Here is a 19285-nt window from a genome sequence, read left to right on the forward strand (position 1 = left end):
GACGACGGGAGAGCGTGGCCGGTGCGGAGCGCCGCCTCGTCGCCGGGCGAACCGTAGTGGAAAACACGTCGGGACGCAACCGTACCGTCGCTGCGCTACATTGTTGCACGTGAAGACCGATAAGAGGCGGGTGCCGGCCGGTGCGGCGGTGCTCCGTGACGACATCACCACGGCCATCCGCCGCGCGGTCACGCAGGAGCTGGCGGAGGTCGGCTACGGCCGGTTGTCGATAGAGGCGGTGGCCCGGCGGGCCGGGGTCAGCAAGACGGCGATCTACCGCCGGTGGCGCTCCAAGCTCGAACTGGTGCTCGACATGGTCTCCGCGGTCGCCGGGCGCAAGCTGCCCATGGTCGACGCCGGGAGCCTGCGCGGCGACGTGGAGCTGCTGCTGCTCGTCGCCGCCGGGGCGCTGCGCCACCCGCTGGCCTCGCAGATCATCCCGGACCTGCTCGCCGAGGCGGCGCGCAACCCGCAGATCGCCGAGACCCTCCAGCGCGCGCTCGCCGGCTACCAGGACCGGATCGGCGAGCTCGTCATCGGCCGGGCGGTCGAGCGGGGCGAGCTGCCGGCGGGAGCCGACCGGCGCGGCGCGGCGGATCTGATCGTCGGGCCGGTCTACTGGCGGCTGGCAATTTCGCGGACACCTCTTGACACGCCGGAGATCGCCCGCATGGCCGCCGCGATCGTCGCGGCGCTACGGGTAGCATGTACCGGTCCGTCCCTCGACGAGCCGGCGGTGTGGGACACCCGGTCCCTGACCGCTTCTGAACCCCACCGGGCCGGTGCGTGAACGTTGACCTCGTCGGTCTCGACCCGATCCGTAACGGGCTAGTATCGCACCCCGAACCCCACCCGAGCACCATCTGACACAGGAGGATGCCCCATGGCTGGGCCGCACCCAGAGTTCATTCCCCCAGCGCGGCCGATCATCGGTGACGCCGAGATCGAAGCGGCTGTTCGGGTGCTCCGCAGTGGCCGGGTGGTGCAGGGTCCCGAGGTCGCGGCCTTCGAGGAGGAGTTCGGCGAGCTGGTCGCCGGGCGGCACTGCGTCGCGGTGAACTCGGGCACCTCCGCCCTGCAGCTCACCCTCATGGCCCTCGGCTTCGGCCCGGGTGACGAGGTCATCGTGCCGTCGTTCTCCTTCGCGGCCAGCGCGAACGCCGTCCGGCTGGTCGGCGCCGAGCCGGTCTTCGTGGACATCGAGGCGGCCAGCTTCTGCCTCGACCCCGAGGCGGTCGCCGCCGCGGTCACCCCGCGCACCGTGGCGATCATGCCGGTCCACCTCTACGGCCACCCCGCCGCGATGGACCGGATCATGGCGATCGCCGAGCGGCACGGCCTGGCCGTCGTCGAGGACGCCGCCCAGGCCCACGGGGCCGCGCTGAACGGCACCCCGGTCGGCGCCTTCGGCACCGCCGGCTGCTTCAGCTTCTACCCCACCAAGAACATGCACGCCCTGGAGGGCGGCATGGTCAGCACCGGCGACGCCGAGCTGGCCCGCACCCTGCGGCTGCTGCGCAACCAGGGCATGGAGCAGCGGTACGCCAACGAGATCGTCGGCGCGAACATGCGGATGACCGACGTCGCGGCGGCCATCGGCCGGGTCCAGCTGGGCCAGCTGGGCGAGTGGACCGAGCAGCGCCGGGCCAACGCCAAGTTCCTCGACTCGAAGATCACCGGCATGGTCACCCCGCCGGTCGCCGACGCCGCCCGGCACGTCTACCACCAGTACACGGTGCGGGTGCAGGGCGACCGGGACGCCGCCCAGCAGCGCCTCACCGAGCTGGGCATCGGCAACGCCGTCTACTACCCGACCCCGATCCACCGGCTCAAGCCCTACCTGACCGAGGACGGCAAGCCCGGCCCCTGGGACCTGCCGGAGACCGAGCGCGCCGCCGCCGAGGTCGTCTCCCTGCCGGTGCACCCCTCGCTGACCGAGGCCGAGCTGGAGCGCATCGCCGAGGGCGCGAACCTCGCCGGGGGTGCCCGATGAGCGCCGGCCGCAAGCTGCGCGCCGGCCTGATCGGCCTCGGCGCGATGGGCCGCAACCACGCCCGCGTCCTCGCCGGCCTGGACGGCGTCGAGCTGGTCGGCATCGTCGACCCGGCCGGCGACACCACCGGCACGCTGCGCGCGCCGGTCGTACCCGAGCTCGGCGACCTGCTCGCCCTCGGCGTCGACTACGCGGTGGTGGCCTGCCCGACGGCGCTGCACGAGCAGGTCGGCCTGGAACTGGCCGCCAACGGCGTCAGCGCCCTGATCGAGAAGCCCCTCGCGCAGAGCGTGGACGCGGCGCTGCGGCTCGTCGAGGCGTTCGAGGCCGCCGGCCTGGTGGCCGGGGTGGGGCACATCGAGCGTTACAACCCCGCCCTGCAGAACCTGCGCACCCGGCTGGAGGCGGGCGAGCTGGGCGAGGTCTACCAGGTCGTCACCCGCCGGCAGGGCCCGTTCCCGCACCGCATCGCCGACGTCGGCGTGGTGATGGACCTGGCCACCCACGACATCGACCTGACCAGCTGGGTGACCGGCCAGGAATACACCTCGGTGTCGGCCCGGACGGTCTCGCGCAGCGGCCGGCTGCACGAGGACATGGTCGCCGTGGTGGGGCAGCTCGCCGACGGCACCATGGTCAACCACCTGGTCAACTGGCTGAGCCCGCTCAAGGAGCGGTCCACGGTCATCACCGGTGACCGGGGCTGCTTCGTCGCCGACACCCTCACCGCCGACCTCACCTTCTACGCCAACGGCGCCATCGACACCGAGTGGGAGGCGCTGCGCGCGTTCCGGGGCGTCGCCGAGGGTGACATGGTGCGCTACGCGATCCCGAAGCGGGAGCCGCTGCTGGTCGAGCACGAGCGCTTCCGCGACGCGGTCGAGGGCAAGGAGAGCGACATCGTGACCCTGCGCCAGGGCCTGCGTACGGTCGAGGTGGCCGGCGCCGTCCTGCGGTCCGCGACCGACGGCAGCACGATCGCCGTGGGCACGGGCACCCCGTCCCCGGCGGGGGACACCCTCTCCACCCGCTGACCCCGGGCGACCGCGGTCCGCGTCCGGCGGACCGCGGTCGGGCACCCTTCACCGCCAGCCCTCCTCCACGAAGGACAGCGCATGTCAACGCCCCGCCGAGCGCCGCGGCTCGTCGTACTGGTCGCCAACGGCATCACCGGCGACTCCCGCGTACAGAAGACCGCCATCGCCGCCGCCCGGGACGGGTGGGACGTGGTCCTGGTGGGCCGGAGCAGCCGCAAGAAGGGCGAGCTGGAGCGCTCCGCCATGGGGCCGATCCAGGTCATCCGGGTGCCGGTGCCGCAGACCCTGTCGCGCCGGCCGGCCCGCGAGCACCGGGTCCGCCGTACGCTGACGCAGTTCGGCATCCCGGACAAGTCCGCGCTGGCGCGCTACCGCGCCTCGCACCAGGCCTGGCTCCGGTCGCAGACGGCGAAGCGCAACCCTCCGCCGCGCGCCTGGCTGCGGGCGCACGAGGCGGTCCACCAGTTCCGGCTGCGGGCCTGGGGCTGGGAACAGTTCCACAGCACCCAGCCGCTGCCGCCGACCGGCGACTGGCGGACCGACTGGCCGACGCTGCTCGACATCGACCTGGCGTTCGGGCCGGTGCTGGAGGAGCTGGAGCCGGACGTCATCCACGCCAACGACATCAACACGATCCCGACCGCGGCGATGAGCGCCGCGCGGCTGCGGGCGCGCGGGCGCGGCTGCGTCTGGCTCTACGACGCCCACGAGTACGTGCAGGGCGTCGCCTGGCCCAAGCCGCAGCAGGCCAGCGGCGTGCGGGCCGCCGAGCGGGAGTTCATCGGCCGGGCCGACGCGGTGGTCACCGTCTCCGAGCAGATCGCCGAGAAGCTCCAGACCGAGTACGGGCTGCCGAAGACCCCGATGGTGGTGGGAAACTCGCCGGTGCGCGAGGGCATCCGCAGCGGCGCCATGACCGCCTCCGTACGGGAGCGTGCCGGCGTCGCCGAGGGCGTGCCGCTGATGGTGTACGCGGGCTGGATCGGCAAGGAACGCGGGCTGGACACCGTCATCGCGGCGCTGCCGCAGCTGCCCGAGCACCACCTGGCCCTGGTCAGCGGCCGGATGACCCCGCTGCTGGAGGAGCTGCTCGCCCGGGCCGAGGCGAACGGCACGCGCGACCGGGTGCACGTGGTGCCCTACGTCGCCCCGTACGAGGTCGCCGACTACCTCAGCTCCGCCGACCTCGGCCTGATCCCGTTCCAGCGGACCCCGAACTGCGAGCTGTCCCTGCCGACGAAGGTCTCCGAGTACCTGCACGCCGGCCTTCCCCTGGTCACGAGCGACGTGCGGGTGGTCCGGGCGTTCGTCGAGGGGCACGACATCGGGGAGACCTTCACCTCCGGCGACGTGGCGGGCTTCACGGAGGCCGTACGCCGGGCCACCGCCCGCCGGGCCGAGCTGGCCGCGCACATCAGCGAGCCGATCCTCGACGACCTGTCCTGGGAGCGGCAGAGCAGCAAGCTGCTCCAGCTCTACCGGGACCTCTCCGGCGTCGCGCCCGCCGGCCCGCGCGACGTGCCGTGGACGGTGCAGGAGCGCCCGGTCACCGCGCCGTCGACGGGCACCGCCGAGCCGCGGCCCCTGGGCGGCTGGCGCGAGCTCGGTGACACGCCGATCCGCCTCGGTCTCGGTCCGGCCAACTACGCCGGCCAGGCCGCCGCCTTCGCCCGGGCCATCTGCCGCGACAACACCGACGTGTCGGTGCAGGTGGTGATGAACAAGCTGCCCGGCTCGTTCGACTACCCGGCGGACATCTACCTCGACTCGCTGCGGCAGCCGGAACTCGACTTCCAACTGGATCAGCTCAACCGGGTGCTCAGCCAGTACACCCACGTGCTGGTGGACGCGTTCATGCCGCTGTTCGGCCAGCTCAACGGCGACAACATCGAGGGCGACCTGCCGGCGCTGCGCAAGGCAGGGATCAAGGTCGCGCTGCTGGCGCACGGCAGCGAGATCCGGCACCCGGACCGCCACCAGCAGCGCCACGAGTTCTCCCTGTTCAGCGACGCGCCCGACGGGATCGCGGCGAAGCTGCGCAAGAAGGCCGAGCGCAACCGCCGGGTGGCGGAGGAGTCCGGGCTGCCGGCCTTCGTGACCACGCCGGACCTGTTGGAGGACCTGCCCTGGGCGACGTGGGCCCCGCTGGTGGTGGACGTCGACGCCTGGGCGTGCGACCGGCCGGTGATGCAGCGGCCCCGGCCGCTGGTGCTGCACGCGCCGTCCAAGCGGTGGACCAAGGGCACCGACCGGATCCTGCCGGCGATGCAGGCCCTGCACGACCGGGGCGTCATCGAGCTGCGGCTGGCCGAGGGGGTCGCCTGGGCCGAGATGCGGGAGCTGGTCCGCGACTGCGACCTGGTGCTCGACCAGTTCACCACGGGCAGCTTCGGCACCTTCGCGGTCGAGGCGATGGCCGCCGGCAAGCCGGTGGTGGCCTACCTCAGCGAGCAGGTCACGAAGACCGTCGGCGGCGACCTGCCGATCGTCAACGCCACCCCGACCAACCTCACCTCGGTCGTGGAGTCCCTGCTCGACGACCGGGAGGCGACCGCCAAGATCGGCCTGGCCTCCGCCGAGTACGCCCGCACCTACCACGACGGCACCTGGACGGCCCGCCAGCTCACCTCGTTCCTTCGCTGAGACGACGCGCCGACGGCCGTCCGTCCCCCGCTGCGGGGGGTGCGGGCGGCCGTCGGCCGTCAGGCCCGGGCCGACGAGCGACGGCGGCCCGGACGATGCGGAATCGTCCGGGCCGCCGTCGGCGCTCGCGGTGCGGGCGGTCAGAAGACCGCGCGGACGTACGGGATCTTCGACGCCAGCATGGAGACGGCGAAGGAGATCACCAGCACGGCCGGGTAGGTCAGCCCGATGACCTCCAGCGACCGCCCGGCCTCCACGTCGGGGATGAGCTGCCGGAAGACCTCGAAGACCAGCAGGTGGATCAGGAACACCCCGAACGAGGCGTCGGAGAGGCGCGTCACCAGGCGGCCCACCGTGGGGCGCCAGGTGACCCGGGACCCGATGCTCACCGAGGCCATGAAGATCAGCAGGGTGGCGGCGGCGACCAGGGTGCCGGTCGCCATCACCGGGAAGGTGGCCTGGAGCAGGCGGTGCTGGGGCGCCACCCCGAACTGCCAGATCGCCTCGGCCAGCAGCAGGCCGGCGCCGAGCAGGGCGAGCGCCGTCCAGAGCCGGTTGAGCACGACCCGGCGCAGGGCCCAGCCGGCGATGAAGAAGCCGACGTACGGCCACCACCGGTTCCAGCTGGTCAGGATGTTGGGCCGGGAGTCGCCGAGGATGAGGGCGATGCCGGGGATCATGTAGGCGACCATCGTCCAGCCCAGCGCGACGCCGGCGGTGACCAGCGCCCGGTGCCGCCCGCCGGCGTGCAGGAACGGCGCGATGACGGGCGCGAGCACGTAGAGCCCGGCGATCAGCCAGAGGAAGTACAGCGCGGTGAAGACCTTGCCGTCGATCAGCAGGCGGGTCAGCAGGGTGAGGCTCATCTCCTCGCCGCGCATCGCCATCCGCACCACGACCACGTACACCACGTGCCACACGATCATGGCGGGGAGGATCCGGGCGAACCGCTTGCGGTAGAACGCCGCCGGGCCGGCCCGGTGCGCCCGGGGGTCGAGCACGAACGCCCCGCTGATCATGATGAACGCGGGCACGGTCCAGATCGCCCCGATGTCGATCGCGGTGGCCACCCACCAGCCGAGGTTGCCGCGCAGGTCGTCCTGGCCCACGATGACGCCGAAGACGTGGATCGCCACCACGCCGCAGATCGCCACGACCCGCAGCGCGTCCAGCCCGTACTCGCGTGGCGGTGGTCCGCCGGCGGGGCGCTGCGGGCCCGGGCCCGTGGTGACGGCGGCTGCGTCCGGCCGGTGCGGCGCCGGCGACGGAGCGGGGCCGGACCCGGTGGCCGGCGCGACGTTGACAGGGTGGGAGGCGGTCACCGGGCCATGCTAGTGCCCCGGCCGGTCGCGTCCGACGACGATGCTGCGGCCGGTGGGTCGACGGCCGTCGGCCGCCCCCGACGCACCGGCGGCGTGGCGTTCCGGGCGGCTGCCGCTGCCGTACACTCGCCGGGGCCCGACGGGGTCGCACAGAACGAGGAGGCACCATGACCGACGGCGCCGCCGGACCGGCCGCCCCCGCCACCCGTGGCCGGGTGGTCATGCTCGTGGACAACGGCGTCGAGGGCGACTCCCGGGTGCAGAAGACCGCCGCCTCGGCCGCCGAGGCCGGCTGGGACGTGGTCCTGCTGGGCCGCTCGGCCACCGGCAAGGTGCAGACCTGGCAGCTCGGCGGCGCCGAGGTCCGGCTGCTGCCGATGACCACCTCGCTCGCGCGGCCGCCGCACGAGTTCCGCCGCCACTGGGTGCGCGGCCCGCTGGCCTACCCGCCCACCGGGATCGCGGCCCGCCGCGAGCAGGAGGTACGCGCCCGCCGCGCCGACCTGGAGGCGCGGCTCGGCGCGCTGAGCCAGGCCCGCGGGGAGGGGCGTTCCTCCGCCGGGCTGACGCTGAGCCGGCAGTTGCTGCGCGGTGAGCTGCTGGCGACGAAGGTGTCGCGCCGCTGGGTGTCGCTGCGGCGCCGTCAGCTCAGCCGGGCCCAGGAGGCACGCAAGGGCCTGGCCACGCCGGTGGACCAGCTCTACACGCGGTTCTGGCAGACGGTGGCCGGCGACCGCGCCTGGCGACGGCTCGACCCGGCGCTGTGGGACTTCGAGTTGGCCTACGGGCCGGTGGTCGACAAGCTGCGGCCGGACCTGATCCACGCCAACGACTTCCGGATGCTCGGGGTCGGCGCGCGGGCCAAGCTGCGGGCCGCCGCCAAGGGCCGGCGCGTCGCGCTGGTCTGGGACGCCCACGAGTTCCTGCCCGGCATCCGGCGCTGGAACGACAGCCCCCGGTGGCTGCCGGCCAACACCGCCCACGAGCGGGAGTACGCCCCGTACGCCGACGCGGTGCTCACCGTCTCCGACGGGCTGGCCGACCTGCTGCGCGAGCGGCACCACCTGCCCGAGCAGCCCACCGTCGTGCTGAACACCCCGAGCAGCGCGGACGCGGCGGGTGCCGGCGACGGGGTGCCCGACATCCGCGAGCTGTGCGGGATCGGGCCGGAGGTACCGCTGCTGGTCTACAGCGGCGCCGCCGCCGAGCAGCGGGGCCTCGGCATCATGGTCGAGGCGCTCACCGAACTGCCCGACGCCCACGTGGCGCTGGTCGTGCCCCGTCCGGCCGCCCCGTACGTGAAGGGGTTGGTGGTGCGGGCGGGGGAGTTGGGTGTGGCGGGGCGGGTGCACGTGTTGTCGTACGTGCCGCATCATCAGGTGGTGCCGTTCTTGTCGGGGGCTTCGGTGGGGGTCATTCCGATTCATCATTGGCCGAATCATGAGATCGCGTTGATCACGAAGTTCTTCGAGTATTCGCATGCGCGGTTGCCGTTGGTGGTCAGTGATGTGCGGACGATGGCGGAGACGGTGCGGTCGACGGGTCAGGGTGAGGTGTTCCGGGCGGAGGATGTGGGGGACTTCGTGCGGGTGGTGCGGGGTGTGTTGGCGGATCCGGGGCGTTACCGGGAGGCGTACGAGCGTCCGGGGTTGTTGGAGTCGTGGACGTGGGAGGCGCAGGCGCGGGTGTTGGACGGGGTCTACTCCCGGCTGCTGCCGGACCACCCGCCCGCCCCGACGCACGGCCCCGCGGCCGACCCGTCCCGGCAGGTGGGGGTCTGAAGCAGGCCGGAGCGGGGGCACTGTGGAGCATGCCGCCATGAGTAGGATCGGGCACCGTGACCGCAGCGCAACCCCCGGCTACCGCCATGTCCACCGACGCCGCCGAGGAGCGCGCGCCGGCTGCTCCGCCCCGGGAGCCGCGCCGACGTCGGCCGGATCTCGTCGCCGTGCTCGTCCTCCTCGCCGGCGCGCTCTGGGTGACCGGCCGGGGCTGGCGGGACGTGCACGGCCGGGTGCTCGGCGCGCAGCCGGCGGACCAGGACTTCAACGAGTGGATGCTGGCGCACGCGGCGCACGCGGTGGCCAACCTGGAGAACCCCTTCTTCACCCGGTTGCAGAACGCGCCCGACGGCGTGAACCTGATGACCAACGTCGGCATCCAACTGCCGGGCGTGCTGCTCGCGCCCGTGACCCTGCTCGGTGGCGCCGCGCTGTCCTACCTGGTGCTGATGACCCTCAACCTGGCCGGCACCGGCCTCGCCTGGTACTGGGTGCTCTCCCGGCACGTGGTCGGCAACCGGGCGGCGGCGCTGGTCGGCGCCGCCTGCTGCGCCTTCGCGCCGGCTCTGGTCTCGCACAGCAACGGTCACCCGCACATAACCGCGCAGTGGCTGATCCCCTTCATCGTGTGGCGGGTGGCCCGGCTGACCCGGGGCGGGCGTCCGCTGCGCGACGGGCTCATCCTCGGCGCCCTGGTCTCCGCGCAGTTCTTCGTCAGCGTCGAGATCCTCTTCATCCTCGCCCTGGCCTGCGCGATGGCGCTGCTGGGGCACGTGCTGTTCCGACCCCGGGCGGCGTTGGCGGCGGCCCCCCGGGCGCTGGCCGTGCTGGGGGTGGCCGGCGCGCTGATCCTGCTGGTGACGGCGTACCCGCTCTGGATGCAGTTCCTCGGCCCGCAGCACCGCAGCGGCCACCCCACGGATCCGGACAAGTACGCGCTGCGGCTCGCCTCCTACTTCAGCTACGCGACGGAATCGCTGGCCGGTGGCCCGCAGGGTGACCGCCGGCTGGCCGCCAACGTGACCGAGGAGGCCAGCTTCTACGGTTGGCCGCTCGTGCTGCTGGCGGTCGCCGCGGTGGCCTGGCTGCGCCGGGAGCACCTGGTCCGGGTGCTGGGCTTCACGGCGGTGCTGGCCGCGCTCTTCTCGCTGGGCAACACGATCAACTGGGCGGTCCGTGGCCCCGGGGTTCCCGGCCCGTTCCGCCTGTTGAACGGCCTGCCGGTGGTCGACGCGATGGTGGTGGCCCGCTTCGCGCTGATCACCACGGCCGCGCTCGGGGTGCTCGTCGCGATCGTGGTGGACCGGCTGCTCTCCGGTCGGATCCCGGCCCGGGTGGGCGTCGTACCGCTCCGGCCGCTGGTCGCGGTGGCGCTGACCGCGGCCCTGGTGCCGCTGCTGCCGACCCCGCTGCCGGCCGTGGGACGCCCGGAGGTGCCCCGGTTCGTCACGGCCGGCGGGTGGCGCGACCACGTGGCGCCCGGGCGGACGCTCGTGCCGGTGCCGGTGGAGAACATGACCTCGGTGCGATGGGGCGCCGCCGGGGGCGCCGGCTTCGCCGTACCGCAGGGCTACTTCCTCGGGCCGACCTCGCCCACCGACGACACCGGCCGGTGGGGGGTGGACCCCCGGCCCACCGCGGCCCTGCTGACCGAGGTGGCCAACGGGAAACGCCCGGCGCCCGTCACCATCACCCCGGAGGAACGCGCGCAGGCGGAGCGGGACGTCCGGCACTGGCGGGCGGACGCCGTGGTGCTGCCCCGGCATCCCCGCGCCGAGGCGCTCCGTGCGACGCTGGACGCCTGCTTCGGCCCGGGCCGGCGCGTCGACGACGTCTGGCTCTGGGACGTCCGCCCGCTGACCCGCTGACCGCCCGGGCGGTTCCTACCCCGGGGGCTGCCCCTCCTCGCCGGCGGGGTCCCGGGCGGGCCGGGCGGGTCTGGCCAGCAGCATGGCGAGGCCCACCACCACCGGCAGCCAGATGACCAGGACCAGCCGGTCGGCCTCGGACTCCTTCGGGTGGGCCACCAGCGTGAGCAGGCCGGTCGCTCCGGTCGTGGCGAAGAGCAGCGCGGCCCGCCCGGGCAGCGCCCGGAACAGGGCGGCGAAGCCGACCAGCAGCAGGGCGAGGAACGGCGAGGCGGCCAGCGGCGCGCCCCCGTTCCACCAGGCGTTGAGCTGGGCGGGCCAGAAGTCCCGGTTCAGCTCCACCAGGCGCGGCCACGGGTCGGGTACGTCCGGCCGGGTGAAGTGCACGGTGAACTTGTCCTGAAGCGTCTCGGCGGCGCCGGGGATGTCCAGCGCGGCGCTGAGGCCGAGCCAGACCGCCGTGGCCACGCCGCACGCGGCGGTGAACACGACCAGCCCCGGCTCCCAGCCGGCCCGGCGGCGGCGGAGCAGGGTCAGCGCGGCGAACACCGCCGTCAGCGCCGCCGACAGCAGCAGGCCGGTGGCCGGCCGGGTGACGGTCGAGCCGAGCAGCCCGGCCAGCACCGCGCCACCGAGCAGCAGCCGGCCGCGCGCCGTCCCGCCCGGCCGGAGCAGGGGTACGGCGGCGCAGAGCGCGGCCAGGGCGAACGCCGTCGCGCCGGCCTCGGCCAGCAGCCGGCTCAGCCAGAAGCCGGTGGGCAGCAGGAAGAGCAGCGCGGTGGCCGCGAGCGAGCTGACCAGGCCCCCGCCGAGCAGCCGCACCGCCAGGGCCGCCAACACGCCGGCCAATACGGCGAGCGCGGCGGTGGCCAGCACCATCCCCCGCTCCCCGAAGACCAGCACGAACGGCGCCGTCATCAACGAGTAGCCGGGTCGGGTGGTGAAGATCCGCTGGTAGCGCGGGGGCATGTCGGCCGCCCACTGCCGGGTCCCGGCGACGCAGGAGACACCCCGGCGCGGACTCGGCATGCCCTTGCGGCAGACCAGCCGGGCGGCGAACCGGTCCGCCTCGGCGGAGGGCGTGCCGGTCATGGTGGCGGCCTGCCGGGCGTACCAGTACGTGTCCGGGTAGGCGTGCTGCGGCGCGGTCTCCCAGCGGCCCCACCACAGCAGGCTGCCGAGCGCGGCGGCGGCGAGCAGGCCGAGCACCAGCCGGACGCGGGCCCGGCGGACGTCGGGCGCGGTCGGCCGACCGTCCGCCGGTGCGGCACCGAATGTTTGGTTGGTCGACATCTCGCCCTACTTCCGGCGGAACGTATCCGGCTGACAGTTTCCTCGCGCGGGGCGCGCAACGACGCGGTCGGCGCCGGGACGGACAGCGGGGAGGGTACGCTCCGGGGCGCGCGGAGGCGATGCCGACCCGCGCTTTCCCACATCCAAGGTGCGGGGTCGCCGGCCGGCGGTCTCGTACAATCGCTCGGGATCCGGGCCGGGTGACCCGGCCGGACGGCACCGGGCAGAGGCGGAGAAGCAGACGATGGGGCTGAACGGCGGCGCCGGCGCCCGGGGGCGTGTTGTCATGCTGGTCGACAACGGGGTCAACGGTGACTCCCGGGTCCAGAAGGCCGCCCGCTCGGCCGCCGACGCCGGCTGGGAGGTCGTCCTGCTCGGCCGCACAGCCGCCGGGCGCTCCCAGAGCTGGCGGCTCGGCGACGCCGAGGTGCGCCTGCTGCCGATGCTCGAGCCGCTGGCCAAGCGCCGGCACGAGTTCCGTCGTGGCTGGCTGCGCTGGCCGCTGGCGTACCCGCCCACCGGCATCGCCGCGCACCGCAGCCAAGCGATGAAGGCCTGGCGGGCGGACCTGACCTTCCGGCGGGCGGCGCTGACGGTGGCCGCCCGCGACGGTGGTGCCCGCCCGTCACCGCTGCGGTGGCACGCGCTGCGCGCCGAGGAGTTGGCCGCCGGGGTGGCCCGTCGCTGGGTCTCGTTGCGCCACTGGCAGCTCACCCGGTCCCGGCAGGGCCGGAAGAAGCTCGACGGCCCGCTGGACCGGGCGTACACGAAGTTCTGGCAGACCGTGCAGGGCGACGGCGCCTGGCGGCGGCTGGAGCCGGGGCTGTGGGACTACGAGCTGGCCTACGGCCCGACGGTCGACGAACTGCGGCCGGACCTGATCCACGCCAACGACTTCCGGATGCTCGGCGTGGCCGCCCGGGCCAAGCTGCGCGCCGCCGCCCAGGGCCGCCGGATCGCGGTCGTCTGGGACGCCCACGAGTACCTGCCCGGCGTGCAGGCGTGGCGCGACAACGTCCGCTGGCTGCCCGGCAACATGGCGCACGAGCGGGAGTTCGTGCCGTACGCCGACGCGGCGATGACCGTCTCCGGCGGGCTGGCCGACCTGTTGCAGCAGGAGCACCGCCTGGCCGAACGCCCCGAGGTGGTGCTCAACGCCCCCGCGCTGGCCGAGCTGCCCGGCCCCGGCGACGAGCCGGCCCCGGACATCCGCGAGCTGTGCGGGATCGGGCCGGACGTGCCGCTGCTGGTCTACAGCGGCGTGGCCGCCGCGCGGCGGGGCCTCGACGTCATGGTCGAGGCGCTGCCGCAGCTGCCCGACGCGCACGTCGCCTTCGTGGTCAACAAGCCCGACTCCGCGTACGTGAAGGGGTTGGTGGTGCGGGCGGGGGAGTTGGGTGTGGCGGGGCGGGTGCACGTGTTGTCGTACGTGCCGCATCATCAGGTGGTGCCGTTCTTGTCGGGGGCTTCGGTGGGGGTCATTCCGATTCATCATTGGCCGAATCATGAGATCGCGTTGATCACGAAGTTCTTCGAGTATTCGCATGCGCGGTTGCCGTTGGTGGTCAGTGATGTGCGGACGATGGCGGAGACGGTGCGGTCGACGGGTCAGGGTGAGGTGTTCCGGGCGGAGGATGTGGGGGACTTCGTGCGGGTGGTGCGGGGTGTGTTGGCGGATCCGGGGCGTTACCGGGAGGCGTACGAGCGTCCGGGGTTGTTGGAGTCGTGGACGTGGGAGGCGCAGGCGCGGGTGTTGGACGGGGTCTACTCCCGGCTGCTGCCCGCCGGTCGCGGCGCCGGCGGTGACGACACCAACCCGGGCGCCGAGCCGCCAGCCCTGCGGGTCGGCGCGTGACCACGCCCGACGTGACGGTGGTGACGGCCGTCTACAACACGATGCCGGACCTGACCCGGTGCCTGACCTCCCTGGTCGAGCAGACCATCGGGCTGGACCGGTTGGAGGTCGTCGCGGTCGACGACGGCTCCACCGACGGCAGCGGCGCCGAGCTGGACCGCTTCGCGGCGGCGTACCCGGGCACCGTGAAGGTGCTGCACCAGGCCAACTCGGGCGGCCCCGCAGCCCCCAGCAACCGGGCGCTGGAGCACGCCACCGGCCGGTACGTCCTGTTCATCGGCGCCGACGACCACCTCGGGCCGGAGGCGCTGGCCCGGATGGTGGCCGCCGCCGACGAGTGGGGCTCCGACGTGCTGCTCGGCCGGATGGTCGGGGTCAACGAGCGCTACGTCCACCAGGCGATCTTCGAGAGCACCCGCGACGAGGTGGACCTCTTCGCCTCCGCGTTGCCGTTCGCCCTGTCGAACACCAAGCTGTTCCGGCGCGACCTGATCGAGAAGCACGGGCTGCGTTTCCCGGAGGACATGCCGGTCGGCAGCGACCAGCCCTTCACCCTGGAGGCCTGCCTGCGGGCCGGGCGCATCTCGGTGCTCGCCGACTACGACTACTACTACGCGGTCAAGCGGCTCAACGCCGGCAACATCACCTACCGCAGCAACCACCTGGCGCGGCTGCGCGGTGTCGAGCGCATCGTCGACGTGGTGGCGGAGCTGATCGAGCCCGGTGAGCGGCGCGACGCGATCCTGTACCGCCACTTCACCTGGGAGATCGCCAAGCTGCTCCAGGACGACTTCCTCACGCTGGAGCCCGACGTCCAGGAGCAGGTCCGCGCGGGCGTGGCCAACCTGGCCCGCAAGCACCTCACGGACTCCATCCGGGACCGGCTGGGCGTCACCGCCCGGGTCCGCATCGGCGCCGCCTGGCTCGGGTCGCTCGCCGACCTGCGCGCGGTGATCAGGCAGGACGTCGAGGAGGGCCTGCCGCCCACGGTGGTGCAGGACGAGCGCTGGTACGCCCTGTACCCTGGCTTCGGCGACCCCCGATCCGCCCTGTCCGAGGAGTGGTTCGAGGTCAGCCGGTCCGACCCCAAGTGGCTCGCCCGGCTGGAGGCGGTCTCCGCGACCTGGTCCCCCGACCGGGGCGGGGAGAGGACGTTGACGGTCGTCGCGCGCAGCCCCTGGCCGGAGCTCGCCGAGCTCGCCGACGGCGGGCTCACCTTCAAGGTGGGTTCGGCCGCCGGCACGGTCACCGGCCTGACGGAGGACCCGCTGGGGACCACCGTCCGGGTCACGTTCCGGGCCGTCGACCTGCTCGCCGGCCTCCCGCCGGGAGGGCGGACCCGGACCGTCCGGGCCACCGCCGTGGCGGCCGGGGAGAGCGGTTCCACCCCGCTGCGCGGGCCACGTCCGCCGGTCCGGCAGCGGGTGCTCCACCGGCACGGCGGACAGCTGTACGTGTTCACCACGACCACGAACCACAAGGGCCACCTGGTGATCGCCGTCTCGCCGGTGACGCTGCGCCGGGTGGTGGCCCGCCTGCGGCGCAGGCTTCCACTAGGAGGAAACTAGTTCCATGAACATCTGCGTCGTCGCGCTGGGGAAGATCGGCCTGCCGCTCGCCGTGCAGTTCGCCACCAAGGGCCACCGGGTGATCGGTGCCGACGTCTCGGAGCGGGTCGTCGGGCTGGTCAACGACGGGGCCGTGCCCTTCCCGGGCGAGACCGACCTGGACGTCAAGCTCAAGGAGACGGTGGCCGCCGGGCTGCTGAGCGCCACCACCGACACCGCCGCCGCGGTCGCCGAGTCGGAGGCGGTCGTGGTGGTCGTGCCGCTCTTCGTGGACGCCGAGGGCGTGCCGGACTTCGGCTGGATGGACGACGCGACCCGCGCCATCGCCGCCGGCCTGAAGCCGGGCACCCTCGTCAGCTACGAGACCACCCTGCCGGTCGGCACCACCCGCAACCGCTGGGCGCCGATGCTCGAGCAGGGCTCCGGGCTCACCGCTGGCAAGGACTTCCACCTGGTGTTCAGCCCGGAGCGGGTGCTCACCGGCCGGGTCTTCGCCGACCTGCGCCGCTACCCGAAGCTGGTCGGCGGCATCGACGAGGCGTCGGCGGCGCACGGCGTGCGCTTCTACGAGGCGGTGCTGGACTTCGACGAGCGGCCCGACCTGGAGCAGCCCAACGGCGTGTGGGACCTCGGCTCCGCCGAGGCGTCCGAGCTGGCCAAGCTGGCCGAGACGACCTACCGGGACGTCAACATCGGGCTGGCCAACCAGTTCGCCCGCTTCGCCGACACCGTCGGCGTGGACGTCACGAAGGTCATCGCGGCGTGCAACACCCAGCCGTACAGCCACATCCACCAGCCGGGCATCGCGGTCGGCGGGCACTGCATCCCGATCTACCCCCGCATGTACCTGTGGAACGACCCGGCGGCCACCGTCGTCCGCTCCGCCCGCGAGGCCAACGCGGCCATGCCGGAGTACGCGGTCGACCTGCTCGCCGCCGCGTACGGCGACCTGACCGACGTCGGGGTGCTGGTGCTGGGCGCCGCCTACCGGGGCGGGGTCAAGGAGACCGCCTTCTCCGGTGTCTTCCCGACCGTGGAGGCGCTGCGGCAGCGGGGCGCCCGGCCGTACGTCTCGGACCCGATGTACACCGCCGAGGAGCTCACCGCGCACGGCCTGCCGCCGTACGCCGGCGAGTCCCTCGGCGCGGCCGTGGTGCAGGCCGACCACGCGGAGTACCGCACCCTCAGCCCGTCCGACCTGCCCGGCGTGACCGTCCTGGTCGACGGCCGCCGGGTCACCGACCCGGCCCGCTGGGCGGGCGTACGGCGGGTGGTCATCGGCGGCTGATCCGCCGTCGCGTCACGGGGCCCCGGTCGACAACGGCCGGGGCCCCGTCGCGTCGAACGTGGTGCCGCCGTGGGCCGGCGCGCCACCCGCCGGTGGGCCACGCGACACCCCGGCAATACTCGAAGGACATGCCACGTTAAGGTCGCACCTGCCCGGATTCGCCGGTGATCGATAGGGGAGAGTGTCCTTGTTCAGCAAACTGCGCAGGCAGCCGGACGCCGGCCTCATCGGCGCGCTGCTGCTGTCGTACGCCGTCATGGTGCTGGCCGGGGCCCTCGGCTGGGTGATCCCCTTCGCGCTCGCCGGCCTGGCCGCCATCGGTGGCGAACTCACCCTGCTGCGTCGGCCGGCCGGCGGGGAACTGCTGGAGAAGGCCGGCATCGGGCAGCTCCACCGGCACCTGGCCCGGGACCTGGCGGTCGTCCTGCTGATCGTGACGACGCTGCGTCCCGGCCCGACGGCGCTGGTCCTGGTCCTGCTGCTGCCCGCGGTGCTGCTGGCGCTCGCCCTCGGCACGGGGGTGCTGGCGCGCCTCGGCGAGCGGGGCGCCGGCGCCGTCGCCTTCGTCCGCAACATCGACCTCGGGCGGTCCTCCGGGGCGCCCCGACCGCCGGCCTGGGCCGTCGCCGTCGAGGGGGAGCGGCTGCCCCTGCTGAACCTGCTGCTGGTGCCGGCCGCCGTGGTCGCGGTGCTGGCCGACGAGGTGGCGCCGGTGGTGCTCACCGCGGCGGTGACGCTGGTGGCGGGGGCGCTGGTCGCCGCCGTGCTCGCGCTGACGTGGCTGCGCGGGCGGGGCCGGGCCACCTCGGCGCTGCCGGTCGTGCAGAGCTGGCTCGCTCGGGAGCAGCCGGACCTCGCCCTCTACTTCGCCGGCCCGGTCAAGGACGTCTACCAGGCCAACATGTGGCTCGCCCCGGTCGAGGCGACGGGCCGCCGGGCGGTGGTGCTGATGCGCCAGGAGGAGGCGTTCCGGGCGCTGGCGGACACCCGCCTGCCGGTCGTCTGCGTACCCGCCGGCACCGACTTCATGAACCTCGAACTGGGCAGCCTCCGGGCCGCCCTCTACGTGGCGAACGTGGGCGCCAACATCCACCTGCTGCGCGAGCCCGGCGTGAAGCACGTCTTCGTGGGCCACGGCGACAGCGACAAGCAGGCCAGCGTCAACCCCTACAGCAAGGTGTACGACGAGGTCTGGGTGGCCGGCCCGGCGGGGCGGGAACGGTACGCCCTCAGCGGCGTCGGCGTGCTCGACCGCGACATCGTCGAGATCGGCCGGCCGCAGCTCGCCGGCGTGCACACCTTCGGCTCGGCGGCCACCGGCCGGCCGTTCACCGTGCTGTACGCCCCGACGTGGGAGGGCTGGCTGGAGGAGGAGATCTACCACACCTCCGTGGTGCTGATGGGCGAGCGGATCGTCGCCGGCCTGATCGCCACCCCCGGGGTGCGGGTGATCTACAAGCCGCACCCGCTCACCGGCAGCCGGTCGGCCAAGGCCCGGTCGGTCAACGACCGGATCGTCCGGCGGATCCGCTCCGCCGGCGGGCAGACCGACGCGACCTCGCTGACCGGTCGGGCGCACCTCGTGGTCACCGGCCGGGCGCCCGGGCTGTTCGACTGCTTCAACCAGACCGACCTGCTGGTCAGCGACATCTCCAGTGTGGTCTCGGACTTCATGCAGAGCCAGCGGCCGTACGTCGTGGCGAACCCGGCCGGGCTGCCCGAGGACGAGTTCCGCCGCCGGTACCCGACGGCGCGGGCCGCGTACCTGCTCGGGGCGGACTGCGGCGAGCTGGCGAAGATCGTCGCGGTGACCCGGGCCGGTGACGACCCGATGACCGAGGCCCGCCGGGAGCTGAAGACGTACCTGCTGGGCCCGGACGAGCCGAACCCGATGGACCGGTTCCGGGCGGAGGTCGACCGCCTCTGCGGCTGACGCGTCGACGCGGGGGCGGGGTCCGGCCGGTGCCGGACCCCGCCCCCGCGTCCGTTCAGCCCCGCTGCGGCGGGTTGTCCACGTCCCGCGAGACGACCTCGCCGCGCTCGTCGACCCAGCCCTTCGGGCGCGCCGGGTTGCCGGCCACGAGCTGGTACGGCGCCACGTCCCGGGTCACCACGGACCCGGCGGCGATCATCGCGTACTCGCCGACCTCGATGCCGCAGACGAGGGTGGCGTTGGCGCCGATCGACGCGCCCCGGCGGACCAGGGTCGGGGTGATCGTCCAGTCCGGGTTCTGCGCCCGGGGCCGGAAGTCGTTGGTGAAGACGGCGCACGGGCCCACGAAGACCTCGTCCTCGATGGTGACGCCCTGGTAGACCGAGACGTTGTTCTGGATCTTCACCAGGTCGCCGACCGTGACGCCGGCGTCGACGTACACGTTGCGGCCGATGACGCACCCGGCGCCGACCTGCGCCGAGGACCGGACGTGGGCCAGGTGCCAGACCTTCGTGCCGTCGCCGACGCGGGCACCCTCCTCGACGTCGGCCGTCGGGTGGACGAAGACGGAGGGGGACAGGGAACTGCTGTCAGTCATCCTTCAACTCGCATGGCTCGGGGCGCGGCGTCGCGCCGTCGGTGATCCACGTCGGCGTACGCCGGGCGGGCGTCGATCGCGCGGATCGGTTCTGCCACACCCGCCC

At 73.7% G+C, this 19285-nt stretch carries 13 protein-coding genes; 10 read left to right on the forward strand and 3 right to left on the reverse strand.

Annotated features, from left to right (window positions below):
* Window positions 1–109: 109 nt before the first annotated feature.
* The 4 genes from CLT72_RS00540 (at window position 110) to CLT72_RS00555 (ending at window position 5673) form a co-directional block, all read left to right on the forward strand.
* Window positions 110–790 (forward strand): TetR/AcrR family transcriptional regulator, encoded by a 681-nt coding sequence (locus CLT72_RS00540; protein WP_101409050.1) that lies wholly within the window; start codon window positions 110–112, stop codon window positions 788–790.
* 93 nt (window positions 791–883) lie between these two features.
* Window positions 884–1993 carry a DegT/DnrJ/EryC1/StrS family aminotransferase gene (locus CLT72_RS00545; RefSeq protein ID WP_101409051.1) on the forward strand — a complete coding sequence of 370 codons (1110 nt, stop codon included), beginning with the start codon at window positions 884–886 and terminating at the stop codon, window positions 1991–1993.
* Window positions 1990–3027 (forward strand): Gfo/Idh/MocA family protein, encoded by a 1038-nt coding sequence (locus CLT72_RS00550; RefSeq protein WP_101409052.1) that lies wholly within the window; start codon window positions 1990–1992, stop codon window positions 3025–3027. The genes CLT72_RS00545 and CLT72_RS00550 overlap by 4 nt, the downstream gene beginning before the upstream one ends.
* A gap of 81 nt (window positions 3028–3108) precedes the next feature.
* Complete coding sequence (locus CLT72_RS00555; protein ID WP_101409053.1) at window positions 3109–5673, forward strand: glycosyltransferase; 2565 nt, start codon at window positions 3109–3111, stop codon at window positions 5671–5673.
* Between the two features lie 140 nt (window positions 5674–5813).
* Here CLT72_RS00555 and CLT72_RS00560 read toward each other — a convergent pair whose 3' ends face one another.
* Window positions 5814–6995 carry an acyltransferase gene (locus CLT72_RS00560; protein ID WP_101409054.1) on the reverse strand — a complete coding sequence of 394 codons (1182 nt, stop codon included), beginning with the start codon at window positions 6993–6995 and terminating at the stop codon, window positions 5814–5816.
* 221 nt (window positions 6996–7216) lie between these two features.
* On the opposite strand from CLT72_RS00560, the gene CLT72_RS00565 reads away from it, so the two are divergent.
* Together CLT72_RS00565 and CLT72_RS00570 are read left to right on the forward strand one after the other, a co-directional pair.
* Window positions 7217–8776, forward strand: a complete 1560-nt coding sequence (locus CLT72_RS00565; RefSeq protein ID WP_101414846.1) for a glycosyltransferase family 4 protein — start codon at window positions 7217–7219, stop codon at window positions 8774–8776.
* A gap of 56 nt (window positions 8777–8832) precedes the next feature.
* Window positions 8833–10644 carry a DUF6311 domain-containing protein gene (locus CLT72_RS00570; RefSeq protein ID WP_358166681.1) on the forward strand — a complete coding sequence of 604 codons (1812 nt, stop codon included), beginning with the start codon at window positions 8833–8835 and terminating at the stop codon, window positions 10642–10644.
* 15 nt (window positions 10645–10659) lie between these two features.
* Here CLT72_RS00570 and CLT72_RS00575 read toward each other — a convergent pair whose 3' ends face one another.
* Entirely contained in the window at window positions 10660–11937 is a 1278-nt protein-coding gene (locus tag CLT72_RS00575; protein ID WP_101409055.1) for a hypothetical protein, read from the reverse strand.
* A gap of 286 nt (window positions 11938–12223) precedes the next feature.
* Here CLT72_RS00575 and CLT72_RS00580 point away from each other — a divergent pair, with 286 nt between their 5' ends.
* From CLT72_RS00580 to CLT72_RS00595, 4 genes are all read left to right on the forward strand, one after another.
* The gene (locus tag CLT72_RS00580) at window positions 12224–13792 is read left to right on the forward strand and encodes a glycosyltransferase family 4 protein (protein ID WP_101414847.1); all 1569 of its coding nucleotides are present in this window, start codon (window positions 12224–12226) and stop codon (window positions 13790–13792) included.
* Window positions 13789–15360 carry a glycosyltransferase family 2 protein gene (locus CLT72_RS00585; protein WP_101409056.1) on the forward strand — a complete coding sequence of 524 codons (1572 nt, stop codon included), beginning with the start codon at window positions 13789–13791 and terminating at the stop codon, window positions 15358–15360. Before CLT72_RS00580 ends, CLT72_RS00585 begins: the two co-directional genes overlap by 4 nt.
* 4 nt (window positions 15361–15364) lie before the next feature.
* Window positions 15365–16648: a nucleotide sugar dehydrogenase gene (locus CLT72_RS00590; protein ID WP_101409057.1), complete on the forward strand. Its 1284-nt coding sequence runs from the start codon at window positions 15365–15367 to the stop codon at window positions 16646–16648.
* A gap of 187 nt (window positions 16649–16835) precedes the next feature.
* A complete protein-coding gene (locus CLT72_RS00595; protein WP_101414848.1) occupies window positions 16836–18581 on the forward strand; it encodes a CDP-glycerol glycerophosphotransferase family protein in 1746 nt (581 codons plus the stop codon).
* Between the two features lie 55 nt (window positions 18582–18636).
* On the opposite strand, the gene CLT72_RS00600 is transcribed toward CLT72_RS00595, so the two are convergent.
* Window positions 18637–19179, reverse strand: a complete 543-nt coding sequence (locus CLT72_RS00600; RefSeq protein ID WP_089001172.1) for an acyltransferase — start codon at window positions 19177–19179, stop codon at window positions 18637–18639.
* Window positions 19180–19285 lie beyond the last annotated feature (106 nt).

The organism is Micromonospora sp. CNZ309 (assembly GCF_002846525.1).

Coding starts and splice junctions, on each gene's coding strand:
- CLT72_RS00565 (WP_101414846.1), top strand. CDS start 7,217: ATGCTCGTGGACAACGGCGTCGAGGGCGACTCCCGGGTGCAGAAGACC.
- CLT72_RS00550 (WP_101409052.1), top strand. CDS start 1,990: ATGAGCGCCGGCCGCAAGCTGCGCGCCGGCCTGATCGGCCTCGGCGCG.
- CLT72_RS00575 (WP_101409055.1), bottom strand. CDS start 11,937: ATGTCGACCAACCAAACATTCGGTGCCGCACCGGCGGACGGTCGGCCG.
- CLT72_RS00580 (WP_101414847.1), top strand. CDS start 12,224: ATGCTGGTCGACAACGGGGTCAACGGTGACTCCCGGGTCCAGAAGGCC.
- CLT72_RS00590 (WP_101409057.1), top strand. CDS start 15,365: ATGAACATCTGCGTCGTCGCGCTGGGGAAGATCGGCCTGCCGCTCGCC.
- CLT72_RS00545 (WP_101409051.1), top strand. CDS start 884: ATGGCTGGGCCGCACCCAGAGTTCATTCCCCCAGCGCGGCCGATCATC.
- CLT72_RS00600 (WP_089001172.1), bottom strand. CDS start 19,179: ATGACTGACAGCAGTTCCCTGTCCCCCTCCGTCTTCGTCCACCCGACG.
- CLT72_RS00555 (WP_101409053.1), top strand. CDS start 3,109: ATGTCAACGCCCCGCCGAGCGCCGCGGCTCGTCGTACTGGTCGCCAAC.